We start from the raw sequence: 13,146 nt of genomic DNA, 5'->3' as shown, positions 1-13,146 counted from the left end.
CCCGCGTCGTGCTGCGCACCAATGCGCTGACGAATGAATGGTTCCACGGGCGGGGAAGACGTATGGAGGAGTATGAGAGGAGTTAGCCAATCGAGACTTGGGCACGACGGAAGACGCTTTTGAGCAATACGGCCCAGGGCGAGGATACTTCACAAACAAAAACCCGCGGGATCGCTCCCGCGGGCTTTGTCATGGAATAGCCGCCGCGATCAGCCGTGCGCGAGCACGGCGAGCAGGAGCAGCGCGACGATGTTGGTGATCTTGATCGCCGGGTTGACGGCCGGGCCGGCGGTATCCTTGTAGGGATCGCCGACGGTGTCGCCAGTGACCGAGGCCTTGTGCGCGTCGGAGCCCTTCAGGTGCTTGACGCCGTCCTTGTCGGTGAAGCCATCCTCGAACGACTTCTTGGCGTTGTCCCAGGCACCGCCGCCGGAGGTCATCGAGATGGCGACGAAGAGGCCGTTGACGATGACGCCGAGCAGCGAGGCGCCGAGCGCCGCGAAGGCCGAGGCCTTGGAGCCGGAGATCAGCAGCACGCCGAAATAGACGACGAGCGGCGCAAGCACCGGCAGCAGCGATGGAACGATCATTTCCCGGATCGCCGCCCTGGTCAGGATGTCGACGGCGCGTGCGTAGTTCGGCTTGGACGTGCCGGCCATGATGCCCTTGTCCTCGCGGAACTGCTTGCGCACTTCCTCGACGATGGAGCCCGCAGCGCGGCCGACGGCGGTCATCGCGATGCCGCCGAACAGATAGGGGATCAGGCCGCCGAAAATCAGGCCGGCGACGACGTAAGGGTTGGAGAGGTCGAAGGAGATCTCGCCCATGCCCTGGAAGTACGGGTACTTGTCGCCATTGGCGGCAAAGAACCGGAGATCGTTCGAGTAGGCCGCGAACAGCACCAGCGCGCCAAGGCCGGCGGAGCCGATGGCATAGCCCTTGGTGACCGCCTTGGTGGTGTTGCCGACCGCATCGAGCGCGTCGGTCGAGTGGCGCACCTCCTTTGGCAGGCCGGACATCTCGGCAATGCCGCCGGCATTGTCGGTGACCGGGCCGAAGGCGTCGAGCGCCACGATCATGCCGGCGAGACCAAGCATGGTGGTGACGGCGATCGCCGTGCCGAACAGGCCGCCGAGCTGGTAGGTGGCGATGATGCCGCCGACGATGACGATGGCTGGCAGCGCCGTCGATTCCAGCGAGACGGCGAGGCCCTGGATGACGTTGGTGCCATGACCGGTCACCGACGCCTGGGCGATGGAGTTCACCGGGCGCTTGTTGGTGCCGGTGTAGTACTCGGTGATCACCACGATAAGACCGGTCACCAAGAGGCCGATCAGGCCGCAGATGAACAGGTTCTTGCCGGTTATGGCGATGCCGGCGACGTTGCCGACCTCGCCCCAGCCGACCGTCCCTGACGTGGCGACGGCAAGACCGATGATCGACAGCAGGCCGGTGACGATCAGGCCCTTATAGAGCGCGCCCATGATCGAGCCGTTGGAGCCAAGCTTGACGAAGAAGGTGCCGACGATCGACGTCAGGATGCAGGCGCCGCAGATGGCGAGCGGATAGAGCATGGCCGCGCCCAGCGCGGCCGTGCCGCCGAAGAAGATGGCGCCGAGCACCATGGTGGCGACGACCGTCACCGCATAGGTCTCGAACAGGTCGGCGGCCATGCCGGCGCAGTCGCCGACATTATCGCCGACATTGTCGGCAATGGTGGCCGGGTTGCGTGGATCGTCTTCGGGAATGCCGGCCTCGACCTTGCCGACGAGGTCGCCGCCGACATCCGCGCCCTTGGTGAAGATGCCGCCGCCGAGACGGGCGAAAATCGAGATCAGCGAAGCGCCGAAGCCGAGCGAAACCAGCGAGTCGATGACGACGCGGTCGTTCGGCTGCAGGCCCATCGGGCCGGTCAGGACGGCGTAGTAGATCGACACGCCGAGCAGCGCCAGGCCCGCGACCAAAAGGCCGGTGATGGCGCCGGACTTGAAGGCGATGTCGAGGCCGGCTGCAAGGCTATTGGACGCGGCCTGCGCAGTGCGCACGTTGGCACGAACCGAGACATGCATGCCGATGAAGCCCGCGGCGCCCGAAAGCACGGCGCCGATCAGGAAGCCGATCGCGGAGGTGACGGAGAGCAGCCACCAGGCAAGCAGGAGCACGACGATGCCGACGACGGCGATGGTGGTGTACTGACGCGCCAGATAGGCCTGGGCGCCTTCGCGAATGGCTGCGGAGATTTCCTGCATGCGCTGGTTGCCCTGATCGGACGCAAGGACCGACCGTGTCGCCCAGATGGCGTAAAGGACTGAAAGCAAGCCGCAGGCGATGACGGCGGTAATGATGGTCATTGCCGGATTTTCCTCGATTGTTGGCCCAAAAGAACCCCTCCCTGGGCCGTTGGAACGAAATGGATGCCGCGCGCGGATTCCACCCCTTGGTTGGGGTGTATGCGAAACAGGGCTTGGAACGTCAAGATATTGTTCGGTTTTTGCCCGGCTTTCGCCCAAAAGAAGGGGGCAGGAATTATTGTGCCAGCGCGGGTCCGGAATTGGATCGATTGAAATGACGCTGGGGACCTGCGTCAATCCGCTGGGCGTCATTCCACCCCCTGCCCCATGCGGCGCGCGGCGTAGCGCTCGATTGCCGACAGGCCGTCATAGATCAGCACAGCAAGCGCGGCGACGATCAGGCCGCCCTGCAGCACGAAGGCAAGGTTGTTCGAGATCAGGCCGGCGATGATGACCTCGCCCAGCGTCTTGGCGGCAACCGTCGAGCCGATGGTCGCGGTGGCGAGGCTGATGACCACCGAGAGCCGGATGCCGCCGAGGATCACCGGGGCGCTCAGCGGCAGCTCGACCTTCATCAGCCTTTGCCAGCCGGTCATGCCGGCGCCGCGCGCCGCTTCCATCACATTGCCGGGCAGCGTGGTGAGCGCCGTCAGCGCGTTTTCGAAGATCGGCAGCAGACCGTAGAGGAAGAGCGCAATCAGCGTCGGCTTTTCGCCGAAGCCCACGGCCGGCACGGCAAGCGCCAGCACGGCAACCGGCGGGAAGGTCTGGCCGATATTGACCAGGCTGCGTGATAAGGGCAGGAACTCGGCGCCCGCCGGCCGGGTGACCAGGATGGCCAGCCCCACCGCGGCGATCGTCGCAGCCACTGTCGCGATCAGAACGGTGCGCAGATGCTGCAGGGTCAGCGTCAGCAGGCTGCCCTGATTGTAGATCGCCGGCGCGCCGTTTTCCGTCAGCGGTTTCAGCAGCGGCTCGAACCAGTTGGGGCTGGTGATGAAGACCACCAGCAGCACCAGAACGGCCAGCCTCAGCAGCGCGGGCAGCCAGGCCTTCATGCCGGCCTCGCCCGCTTCACCAGCCCTTCAACCGTGACGCGTCCGATAAGCTTGCCGTTGCCGTCCTTGACCGGCAGCGCCGGACGACCCGTCCACAGAAGCTCGGCCAATGCGTCGCGCTGGCTGGCATCGCCGGGGATCGCCTCGCCCTCTGCGCTGCCAGGCTCCATGGCGTCGCGCGCGCGGCCGAGCGAGAGCAACCGGAACGGCCGCTCACTGGAGCCGACGAGGGTCTCGACAAAGCCATTTGCCGGCCTCGCCAGGATCTCCGCCGGCTTGGCGTATTGCAGCACCTTGCCGGCGTCCATCACGGCGATCTTGTCGCCCAGATGGACCGCCTCCTCCATGTCGTGCGTGACCAGGATGATGGTGGTGCCGAAGCGCTTCTGGATCGCCAGCAGATCCTCCTGCGCCTTGGTGCGTATGATCGGGTCGAGCGCGCCGAAAGGTTCGTCCATCAAAAGCACGTTGGGCTCCGCGGCGAGCGCGCGGGCAACGCCGACGCGTTGCTGCTGGCCGCCGGAGAGCTCATGCGGGTAGCGCGGACCATAGGCCTGCGGGTCGAGCTGGTAGAGGGTCATCAACTCATCGACGCGAGCCTTGATACGGTCCTTGTCCCAGCCGAGCAGCACCGGCACCGTGGCGATGTTCTGCGCCACCGTGCGGTGCGGGAACAAGCCATGACCCTGGATGGCATAGCCGATGCTGCGGCGCAGCTCGTATCCAGGCAGGGAGCGATTGTCGGCGCCGTCGATCTTGATGACGCCCGACGTCGGCTCGACCAGCCGGTTGATCATCCTGAGCAGCGTCGTCTTGCCGGAGCCGGAGGTGCCGACGATGACGGCAATGGTGCGCGGCTCGATGACCATCGAGACATCGTCGACGACGGCCGCTCCGTTGTATCGCTTGCTGATACCTTCGATCTCGATCATGCGGAGTCCGTCCTGCGCCTGGTGGAGGTCATTTCGATAATCGCGTCGAGGATGATGGCCGCGGCGAAAGCCAGCGCCACGGTCGGCACGGCGCCGAGCAGCACCAAGTCCATCGCCGTCTGGCCGATGCCCTGGAAGACGAACACGCCGAACCCGCCGCCGCCGATCAGCGCTGCGATCGTGGCGAGGCCGATGTTCTGCACCAGAACGATGCGGATGCCGGTCAGGATCACCGGAAAGGCAAGCGGGAACTCGACATCGAGCAGACGCTGTCGGTCTGTCATACCCATGCCGCGCGCCGCATCGTTGGCGGCGCGCGGCACGCCGGCAAGCCCGACGACGGTGTTCGCCACCACCGGCAGCAGCGAATAGAGGAAGAGCGCAACAAAGGCGGGCGCGGTGCCGATGCCCCTGATGCCGATCGCGGCGGCACCCGGCACATGCAAGGCGACCCAGCCGAGCGGCGCGATCAGCAGGCCGAAGAGCGCGATGGAGGGAATGGTCTGGATAATGTTGAGCACATTGAGGACGCCATCACGCAACCGCTCGACGCGGTGGCACAGAATGCCGAGCGGTATGCCGACGATGACGGCCCCGGCCAGCGAGCCGAGCGCCAGCGTGACGTGCTTGGAAGCTTCGGCCCAGAAGCTGTCGGCGCGGTTGGCATATTCCCTGAGGATGGAAAGGCTTTCCCAAAGCCCCGACACAAGCAGCGCGCCGATGGCGAGCGCGGCGACCGCAAGAACGCCGATGCGCGCCAAGGGCGACAGGTTCAGCCTGGTCAGCACATCGGCCAGGAGCAGGATAAACGCGAAGGCGAGCAGCCAGAAACCGGAGGCCGGCGCGACACGCGCGAAAGTGTTGCCGTCGGGCGTCAGAAAACCCCCGGCGACACCGATCAGGATGACGAGGGCGACAAGCGCAACCAGGCTGGCGACCATCCTCAGGATGAGCGGCGTCCTCACCAGCGCGACGATGCCGCCGGCGATCACTATCGCCAGCAACAGGATCCCAAGCACCGACGGCAAGGCCTCGAGGATCGAGCGCGCCTGTCCGGGCACGATACGGTTGGCGCGGAACGTAGCAAAGGGCGCGGCCAAGGCAGCGTAGACGATGATCGCGGCGATCACGACGCCGAGCTTGTCGAAGCGGATGGTCACGATCGTCCCCAATCCAGCCGGCGCGCCGCGAACATGGCGCGCCGGGATCACCTTACTTCAAGAAGCCGTTCTTCTTGAGGAAATCCTCCGCCACCCCCTTGGCAGGTTCGCCACCCAGTTGCACACGGCCGTTGAGCTGCTGCAGCGTGGTAAGGTCGAGCTCGGCGAAGACCGGCTTCAGCAGCGCCTCGATCTCGGGATGTTCCTTCAGCACCTTCTCGCGGATGATCGGCGCCGGCTGGTAGACCGGCTGCACGTTCTTGTCGTCCTGGAGAACGACAAGGCCGGAGGGCTGGATGCCGCCATCGGTGCCGTAAACCATGGCGGCGTTGGCGCCGTTGGTCTGGTTGGCCGCGGCCGCGATGGTCGCCGCGGTGTCGCCGCCGGAGAGCGTGATCAACTGGTCGGGCTTCAGCGTGAAACCGTATGTCGTCTGGAAGGCCGGGAGCGCCGCCGCCGAATTGACGAACTCGGCGGAGGCCGCCAGCACAACCTTGCCGCCGCCCGAGACGTATTTGCCGAAGTCCGAAAGCGTGACGAGCTTGTTCTCGTCGGCCACTTCCTTACGCAGCGCGATCGCCCAGGTGTTGTTGGCCGGCGACGGCGACAGCCAGACGATCTTGTTGGCGTCATAGTCGAGCTTCTTGGCGGTTTCATAGGCCTTGGCGGCATCTTTCCAGACCGGATCGTCGGCCTTCTGGAAGAAGAAGGCGGCGTTGCCCGTGTATTCGGGATAGATGTCGATCTCGCCGGCGGTGATCGCCTTGCGCACCACGGGCGTCGCACCAAGCTGGATGCGGTCGGTGGTCTTGATGTTGTTGGCGTTGAGCACGAGCTGGATGATGTTGCCCAGCACGCCGCCTTCGGTATCGATCTTTGAGGAGACGACCACCTGGGCGCTGGCCGAGGCAGTGGCAAGGCCGAGCGCAATGGCTGCTACGGCGAGCTTTCCGATTGAAAACATTGTGGAATCCCTTGCTGTGAACCGATTGATCGGTGGCTGCATATGAGCACGGCTATAACGGGCAGTCGGGGTACACGGTTTCATAACTTGGGGGACAGGCGCAATAATTTTGTTCGATCCCACAAAAGCGCGGTTCCACCCGACATAGCGCGATGCCGACCTAAGGCCGGCTGGCGGCTTACCCCATTTTGCGAAATATTGGGAAAGGCGGGTCGGCGGCCAAAAAAGGAGTGTGTTATGGCCAAGCACAAAGTCGGCTACCTCATCGGCAGCCTCGCCAAGGGCTCCATCAACCGCAAGCTTGCGAAGGCTCTCGTCAAACTGGCGCCGCCGGAACTTGAGATGACGGAAATCCCCTTCAAGGACCTGCCGCTCTACAGCTACGACTATGACGCCGCCTTCCCGCCTGTCGCCCTGGAGTTCAAGAAAGCCATCGCATCCGTCCAGGCGGTGCTTTTCGTCACGCCGGAGTACAACCGATCGATCCCCGGCGGTCTGAAGAATGCAATCGACTGGGCCAGCCGGCCCTACGGCAAGAACTCTTTTGCCCGCAAACCGACTGCCGTCATCGGAACATCGCCGGGCGCGATCGCAACCGCGGTCGCCCAACAGAGCCTGCGCAGCGTGCTCAGCTTCTGCAACGCGCCCCAGATGAACTCGCCCGAAGCCTACATTCAATTCACTCCGGGATTGATCACCGACGATGGCGAGGTGACTGTGGAGTCGACCGAGACATTCCTGCGCAACTATATGCAGGAGTTTCACATGTTCATCGCGCGGGTCCTGCAGGTACTCCCACCGGACGCCTGACGCCGGTCGCTCAGGCAGGTTGTCCAAGAAGCCGGAAGAGCTGGTCGGGCGCGTTCTTCAAGATCTGGGAGCGCCCACAAACTTCAACGTGCCGAGCGCGGCAAAGCAGAGCAGGACGACCGGGAACACGATCCAGTTCAGCATGGTCCAGCCCCAGGCATTGTAGATCGCGCCTGACATCAGCGAGGAGAATGCGACGGAGCCGAACAGGACGAAGTCGTGGAAACCTTGGACCTTGCTCTTCTCGGAGGGCCGGTAGCTGGCGGCGACCATCGCCGTGGCGCCGATGAAGCCGAAATTCCAGCCGAGGCCGAGCAGGATCAGCGCGGTCCAGAACTGCCACAGCGCCAATCCGGAAAGCGCCACGGCGCCGCAGCCGATCAACAGGATGAGACCGGTGGCAACGATGCGCTCGGCGCCGAAGCGATGGATCAGCGCCCCGGTGAAGAAGCTCGGTCCGAACATGGCCATGACATGCCAGGAAATGCCAAGCGTGGCATTGTCCTCCGACAGGCCGCAGCCGACCATCGCGAGCGGCGCGCCGGTCATGACGAAGCTCATCAGCGCGTAGCTGCCGACGGTGCAGAAAAGTGCTGCGACGAAGCGCGGCTGGGTGACGATTTCGATCAGCGGCCGGGCATCGCTTCCAGCGGTTTCAGTAACGGTGCTTGCCCTTGACGACACACGCAAGAAGGACAGGATGAGCGCGCCAGCCGCGGCCAGGGGCAGGATCGAGGCGAAGGACCCGGCAAACATCACCGGGGCCAGCAATTCGCGGGTGTAGATGACGATCTGCGGCCCCAGGACGGCCGTGATGATGCCGCCCGCCAGCACGAAGGAGATGGCGCGTGCCTTGAATTCGGGCGGCGCGTTGTCAGCGGCGGCGAAGCGAAATTGCTGGACGAAGGCGCCGCCGACGCCGATGACGCAGAGGCCGAAGGCGAACAGCCAAAAGCTCGACTGGAATAGCGCCAGGGTCGCGATCAGGCCGCCGAATGCGGTGACCACGGTGCCGGTCATGAAGCCGCCGCGATGACCGAGGCTGCGGATAATGGCCGCGGCCGGCAAAGCGCCGAGCGCCACGCCGAGATTGAATCCGGTGATCGGCGCCGTCGCCAGCGACTTGTCGGGACCAAGCAGGTATTGCCCCGCCAGCGCGCCCAGCGAAATGGCGATCGGCGCGGCCGAGCCGACGATCGCCTGCGCGGCGGCAAGCAGGACGGCGGTGCGGCGCCCTTCCCTGCCGGCCTCGGCGATCACCGCCGTTGCGGTCGTCACGAAGCGTCCTTGCCACGTCCCTCGCCGCGCACCCGGCGCGAGACGCGATCAAGGACAGCGTTGACTAGCTTCGGCTCGTCTTCCTCGTAGAAAGCCTTGGCGATATCGACATATTCGGAGACGATGACGGCCACCGGCACGTCCTCGCGCTTCATCAGCTCATAGACGCCGGCGCGCAGGATGGCGCGCAGCGTCGAATCCAGTCGCGACAACGGCCAGTCCTCGGTCAGCGCCTGGCGGATGACGGGGTCGATGGTCTTCTGGTTCTCGACGACGCCGGTCAGGATGGCGCGGAACCATTGCGCGTCGGCTTCGCGATAGAGCGCGCCATCGACTTCCTTGCCGAGGCGGAAGGTCTCGTATTCGGCCGTGATCTCGAAGACGCCGCTGCCGGCCACATCCATCTGATAGAGCGCCTGGACGGCGGCAAGACGGGCGGCCCCACGTTTGTTGGCGTGGCGTACCGCTCCGGTCGAGGCGGGCTCGGTCACGATTGGGCTCCGAATTTCTCTTTGAGCGCGATCATGGTCAGCGCCGCGCGCGCGGCGAAGCCGCCCTTGTCGCCTTCCGTCCTTCGCGCACGCGTCCATGCCTGCGCATCGTTCTCCGTGGTAAGGATGCCGTTGCCGATCGCGATCGCCTCCTGCACCGAAAGGTCCATCAGAGCGCGGCTCGATTCATTGGCGACGATGTCGAAATGATAGGTATCGCCGCGAATGATGGTGCCGAGCGCGACGAAGCCGTCATAGTGCGTGCCGCCTTCGGCGGCGCCATCGACCGCGAAGGTGATCACGGCCGGTATTTCCAGCGAACCGGGAACGGTCACCACGTCATAGGTGGCGCCGGCCTCATCGAGCGCGCCGGTCGCGCCTTCGAGCAGAGCGTCGGCGAGATCGTCGTGAAAACGCGCTTCGACAATGAGCAGATGCGCTTTCGTCTTCGGGCGAATAAACGCTTTGCCGTGTTGGAATGTTCCAGCCATAAAAGTCTCCGGGGGGTTGCCGGTGACTTAGGCCGAAGCGGGGTTGATCGCAAGCACAAGATTGCCCAACCGACGCGGACGCGGCGCCTCTCGACGGATTCGGGTCCCGCCCGGCAATCTCTCTCAAGCACGTTCTTGGCTAGGCAGGGGCGGCCTCGATGATCGAGATCGCTGCCCGGGTGCCGATAACCCGCTCGAGCTTCAGTCCCGCGCCCTCGAACAGCCTGGCGTATTGGGCCTCGGTCCGCTCAAGGCCGCCGGTGACCGCGAGCATGACCACATCGATGGCCTTGATCTGATCCGGCTCATCGCCCGGAGGGACGAGTGTTTCGGCCACGAGCACCCTGCCATCCGCTGGCATGGCCTCGCGGCAACGTCGCAGGATCAGCCCGGCATGTTCATCGTTCCAGTCGTGGATGACCTTCTTGATCACATAGACATCGCCAACCGGAACACTCTCGAAGAAGTTGCCGGCGACGAAGTCGGTGCGCGGCAGATCGCCGCCAGCGCCCCGGCGCGCCGCCGCCACCCCGGACGGCAGATCGAGCAGAACGCCGCTCAAATGGGGATTGCGGGCGAGGATGGCCGAAAGGAGCTGTCCATGCCCACCGCCGACATCGACGACCCGTGTGTATCGGCTGAAATCATAGGCGTCGGCGACCGCCTCGTTGGTGCCTTGGCTCAAGGCGACCATGGCGCGCTGAAACAGGGCAGCCTGTTCCGGGTGGGCCGAAAGCCAATCGAATCTCGAGCTTCCGAATACCTTGTCGAACGCCGGCTTTCCCGTGCGGACGGAATGCAGAAGCTGCTCGAAGGCGAGGTAGGCCTCGCTGTTGATCATCCGGATGAAGTCGCGCGGTCCGGGCCGATCGGAACGAAGCGCCGCGCCGACCTCGGTCAAGGCAAAATGACGAGGACGATTTTCGGTGAAGACGCCCTCCGGCGCCAAAAGCCGCATCACGCGATAGAGCGGCTCCGCATCCGCCTTCGAGGCGGCCGCCAAGTCTTCAACCGACTGCTCGCCGGAAGCCAGAAGATCGGGAATACCGAGTTCGATAACGACGCGCAGAGCCTGTGACACCGCAAATCCGAAGCCAAGCTTCGCCGCTTGTTGCGATGGGCTGCTCATGGCTTTCCCCTCCACCGGGAGAAAGTTTACGTGGGGTCTGGGCGGAAGTGAAGCGGGAAGCCGTGCTGAAGCTGCCTTAGGACCTGTTTGTGTGGTTGCGTCCCTGTAACCGCCTGACCGAGTTCAAAGTCCCTCTTTCGCCGCATCCGCCAGGCGCGCGGCGTAGCGGGCCATCGTGTCGATCTCGATGTTGACACGGTCGCCGGCCTGACGCTCGCCCCAGGTGGTGACGCTCAGCGAGTGATGGATAAGAAGCACGTCGAAGCGGGTGCCTTCGACCTTGTTGACGGTGAGCGATGTGCCGTCGAGCGCAACCGAGCCCTTGGGCGCGATGAACTTCGCCAAATGACGCGGTGCCTCCAGGGTGAAGCGCACTGCATCGCCCTCCTCCTTGCGCTCGATGATCTCGGCGGTGCCGTCGACATGGCCGGAGACGATGTGGCCGCCGAGTTCGTCACCGATCTTCAGCGCCCGTTCGAGGTTGATCCGGGTGCCGGATTTCCAGCTCGAGGCGGTGGTCAGCCTCAGCGCCTCCTCCCAGGCCTCGACCTCGAACCAGCGCGCGTTCGAGCCCTGCTCGGGAAGCGCGGTGACCGTCAGGCAGACGCCGCCGCAGGAAATCGAAGCGCCGATAGCGATGGTTTCAGGATCATAGGCCGTGTCGATGCGCAGGCCGACGCCTTCAGCGAGCGGCTTCACAGCGGCTACCGTGCCAATGTCGGTAACGATGCCAGTAAACATCAAAGGGTGTCTCTCGTTTTGACCATGATCTGATCCAAAAACCGGTTCCCACTTTTTGGGATCATGATCTTATCCACTCGGCGTAGCTGTCCTCGCCGAAGCGCATGTCACGCAGTTTACGAAATCCCGCCGGGATACGGTCGGCGTCGATCGGCGACGCAATGCCATCCTCGCCGATCGCCTCAGGCCCCTGGAAGAGCACGATGCGGTCGACAAGACCTTCATCGAGGAAGGCCTTGGCCACCTTGGCGCCGCCTTCGACCAAAACGCTTGCCATGCCGAGCGCGGCAAGATCTTCCAGCAATTCCGGCAAGGCGACGACGCCGTCATGAGTTTCGGTGCCGATGAAGCGCACGCCGGCGCGTTCGAGCGCGGCCCGCCGATGCGGGTCGGCTTCCAGACACGCGGCAACATAGAGCGGCACGCGGTCGACGCCGGACACCAGCTTGGATGTCTCGGGCAACCGGATCTGCCGATCGAGGACGATGCGCGCCGGCGAGCGGTTCTCCAGTCCCGGCAGGCGCACGGTCAGCGCCGGATCATCCTCGAGGGCGGTGCCGATCCCGATCAGGATGGCGTCGGACTCGGCGCGCATCAGATAGACGTCGCGCCGCGCGATCTCGCCGGTGATGGCAACCTGACCGGCGCCCTTGCGACCGATCTTGCCGTCACTCGAAAGCGCAAGCTTCAGAGTTACTTCCGGGCGCTTCTTCAGAGAACGAGTGAGATAGCCCGCCATCTGCTCTGCTGCTTCGGCTGCCAAGACCTTCTCCACCACCTCGACCCCGGCAGCGCGCAGGATGGCGTAGCCCTGGCCGGAGACGCGCGGATCAGGATCGCTGGCAGCGCCGACGACGCGTGCAATACCGGCATTGACCAGCGCGTTGGCGCAGGGCGGCGTGCGGCCGTGATGGGCGCAGGGCTCCAATGTCACATAGGCGGTGGCGCCTCGGGCCAGTTCACCAGCCTCGGCCAGCGCCTCTGTCTCGGCATGCGGACGGCCGCCGATGGCGGTCACGCCGGTGCCGACGATCATTGGGCCGGCGCCGTCGTCGCGCACGATGATGGTGCCGACGGAAGGGTTGGTGGAGGTGCGGCCGGCATTGCGGCGCGACAGCCTGATGGCCGCGGCCATGAAACGGCGATCAAGGGCCGCCTGCGCGGCCTCGTCCAGTCGCGGTCGCGCCATGATCAGCCGGCGTCCTCTTCGGTCTTTTCCTCGTCGCCCTTCAATTCGCCCAGCAGCTCGTGAAAATCCCTGGCCTCACGGAAATTGCGATAGACAGAGGCGAAGCGGACATAGGCGACGTCATCCAACGACTTCAGCGCCTCCATCACCAGCCGGCCGACCTCGCCCGACGCAATCTCGGTTTCGCCGGAGCTTTCGAGCTGGCGCACAATGCCGGTGACGGCGCGGTCGATGCGCTCGGGGTCGACATTGCGCTTGCGCACGGCGATCTCGACAGAGCGCAGCAGCTTGTCGCGGTCGAATGGCACCTTGCGGCCGGACTTCTTGATGACGACGAGGTCGCGCAGCTGGACCCGCTCGAAGGTGGTGAAGCGGCCGCCGCAATCGGGACACACCCGCCGCCTGCGGATCGCCGCGCCGTCTTCTGCGGGACGCGAATCCTTCACCTGCGTATCTTCGGACTGGCAATAGGGGCAGCGCATGGAGAGCCTTGAGTTCGCGATTCTGGCATGATCCCGAAAAGTTGCAGACTTTTCGGAGAAGAACATGCTTCAAAAACAAAATCTTAGAGTGAGAGGGCGCTTCAAGGAAGCGTCATCTCACTCTGGTGGG

At 64.6% G+C, this 13,146-nt stretch carries 13 protein-coding genes; 1 reads left to right on the top strand and 12 read right to left on the bottom strand.

The annotated features are described in order from the left end of the window. Window positions 1-209: 209 nt before the first annotated feature. From MJ8_RS15705 to MJ8_RS15685, 5 genes are all read right to left on the bottom strand, one after another. Entirely contained in the window at window positions 210-2,351 is a 2,142-nt protein-coding gene (locus MJ8_RS15705) for a sodium-translocating pyrophosphatase (RefSeq protein WP_201415208.1), read from the bottom strand. Between the two features lie 248 nt (window positions 2,352-2,599). Further along, on the bottom strand, window positions 2,600-3,349 hold the full coding sequence (locus tag MJ8_RS15700) for an ABC transporter permease (protein ID WP_201415207.1): 750 nt from the start codon (window positions 3,347-3,349) through the stop codon (window positions 2,600-2,602). Continuing rightward, the gene (locus MJ8_RS15695) at window positions 3,346-4,281 is read right to left on the bottom strand and encodes an ABC transporter ATP-binding protein (RefSeq protein WP_201415206.1); all 936 of its coding nucleotides are present in this window, start codon (window positions 4,279-4,281) and stop codon (window positions 3,346-3,348) included. Before MJ8_RS15695 ends, MJ8_RS15700 begins: the two co-directional genes overlap by 4 nt. Continuing rightward, window positions 4,278-5,441: an ABC transporter permease gene (locus MJ8_RS15690; RefSeq protein WP_201415205.1), complete on the bottom strand. Its 1,164-nt coding sequence runs from the start codon at window positions 5,439-5,441 to the stop codon at window positions 4,278-4,280. The genes MJ8_RS15695 and MJ8_RS15690 overlap by 4 nt, the downstream gene beginning before the upstream one ends. A gap of 52 nt (window positions 5,442-5,493) precedes the next feature. Next, window positions 5,494-6,405, bottom strand: coding sequence for an ABC transporter substrate-binding protein (locus tag MJ8_RS15685; RefSeq protein WP_201415204.1), 912 nt, complete (start codon window positions 6,403-6,405; stop codon window positions 5,494-5,496). A 237-nt stretch (window positions 6,406-6,642) separates the two neighbouring features. On the opposite strand from MJ8_RS15685, the gene MJ8_RS15680 reads away from it, so the two are divergent. After that, entirely contained in the window at window positions 6,643-7,215 is a 573-nt protein-coding gene (locus MJ8_RS15680) for an NADPH-dependent FMN reductase (protein WP_201415203.1), read from the top strand. A gap of 57 nt (window positions 7,216-7,272) precedes the next feature. On the opposite strand, the gene MJ8_RS15675 is transcribed toward MJ8_RS15680, so the two are convergent. The 7 genes from MJ8_RS15675 to nrdR form a co-directional block, all read right to left on the bottom strand. Then, entirely contained in the window at window positions 7,273-8,493 is a 1,221-nt protein-coding gene (locus tag MJ8_RS15675) for an MFS transporter (RefSeq protein WP_201415202.1), read from the bottom strand. Next, on the bottom strand, window positions 8,490-8,984 hold the full coding sequence (gene nusB, locus MJ8_RS15670) for a transcription antitermination factor NusB (RefSeq protein WP_140785261.1): 495 nt from the start codon (window positions 8,982-8,984) through the stop codon (window positions 8,490-8,492). Before nusB ends, MJ8_RS15675 begins: the two co-directional genes overlap by 4 nt. Next, window positions 8,981-9,475 (bottom strand): 6,7-dimethyl-8-ribityllumazine synthase, encoded by a 495-nt coding sequence (ribH, locus tag MJ8_RS15665; protein WP_201415201.1) that lies wholly within the window; start codon window positions 9,473-9,475, stop codon window positions 8,981-8,983. The genes nusB and ribH overlap by 4 nt, the downstream gene beginning before the upstream one ends. 139 nt (window positions 9,476-9,614) lie before the next feature. Further along, a complete protein-coding gene (locus tag MJ8_RS15660; protein WP_201415200.1) occupies window positions 9,615-10,604 on the bottom strand; it encodes a methyltransferase in 990 nt (329 codons plus the stop codon). A 123-nt stretch (window positions 10,605-10,727) separates the two neighbouring features. Next, window positions 10,728-11,345 carry a riboflavin synthase gene (locus MJ8_RS15655; RefSeq protein ID WP_201415199.1) on the bottom strand — a complete coding sequence of 206 codons (618 nt, stop codon included), beginning with the start codon at window positions 11,343-11,345 and terminating at the stop codon, window positions 10,728-10,730. Window positions 11,346-11,406: 61 nt separating this feature from the next. After that, on the bottom strand, window positions 11,407-12,534 hold the full coding sequence (gene ribD / locus MJ8_RS15650; protein WP_201415198.1) for a bifunctional diaminohydroxyphosphoribosylaminopyrimidine deaminase/5-amino-6-(5-phosphoribosylamino)uracil reductase RibD: 1,128 nt from the start codon (window positions 12,532-12,534) through the stop codon (window positions 11,407-11,409). 2 nt (window positions 12,535-12,536) lie between these two features. Continuing rightward, window positions 12,537-13,016: a transcriptional regulator NrdR gene (nrdR, locus tag MJ8_RS15645; RefSeq protein WP_040983276.1), complete on the bottom strand. Its 480-nt coding sequence runs from the start codon at window positions 13,014-13,016 to the stop codon at window positions 12,537-12,539. Between the last annotated feature and the right edge of the window lie 130 nt (window positions 13,017-13,146).

This window comes from Mesorhizobium sp. J8 (genome assembly GCF_016591715.1).
In the GTDB taxonomy this organism is placed as follows: domain Bacteria; phylum Pseudomonadota; class Alphaproteobacteria; order Rhizobiales; family Rhizobiaceae; genus Mesorhizobium.
The sequence above is the reverse complement of the archived record's forward strand: the minus strand, read 5'-3'. Positions and strand labels throughout refer to the sequence as shown.

Bases quoted from the DNA above. Each gene is read 5' to 3' on its own strand.
- MJ8_RS15705 (WP_201415208.1), bottom strand. From the start codon at position 2,351: ATGACCATCATTACCGCCGTCATCGCCTGCGGCTTGCTTTCAGTCCTT.
- MJ8_RS15700 (WP_201415207.1), bottom strand. From the start codon at position 3,349: ATGAAGGCCTGGCTGCCCGCGCTGCTGAGGCTGGCCGTTCTGGTGCTG.
- MJ8_RS15695 (WP_201415206.1), bottom strand. From the start codon at position 4,281: ATGATCGAGATCGAAGGTATCAGCAAGCGATACAACGGAGCGGCCGTC.
- MJ8_RS15685 (WP_201415204.1), bottom strand. From the start codon at position 6,405: ATGTTTTCAATCGGAAAGCTCGCCGTAGCAGCCATTGCGCTCGGCCTT.
- MJ8_RS15680 (WP_201415203.1), top strand. From the start codon at position 6,643: ATGGCCAAGCACAAAGTCGGCTACCTCATCGGCAGCCTCGCCAAGGGC.
- ribH (WP_201415201.1), bottom strand. From the start codon at position 9,475: ATGGCTGGAACATTCCAACACGGCAAAGCGTTTATTCGCCCGAAGACG.
- MJ8_RS15660 (WP_201415200.1), bottom strand. From the start codon at position 10,604: ATGAGCAGCCCATCGCAACAAGCGGCGAAGCTTGGCTTCGGATTTGCG.
- MJ8_RS15655 (WP_201415199.1), bottom strand. From the start codon at position 11,345: ATGTTTACTGGCATCGTTACCGACATTGGCACGGTAGCCGCTGTGAAG.
- ribD (WP_201415198.1), bottom strand. From the start codon at position 12,534: ATGGCGCGACCGCGACTGGACGAGGCCGCGCAGGCGGCCCTTGATCGC.
- nrdR (WP_040983276.1), bottom strand. From the start codon at position 13,016: ATGCGCTGCCCCTATTGCCAGTCCGAAGATACGCAGGTGAAGGATTCG.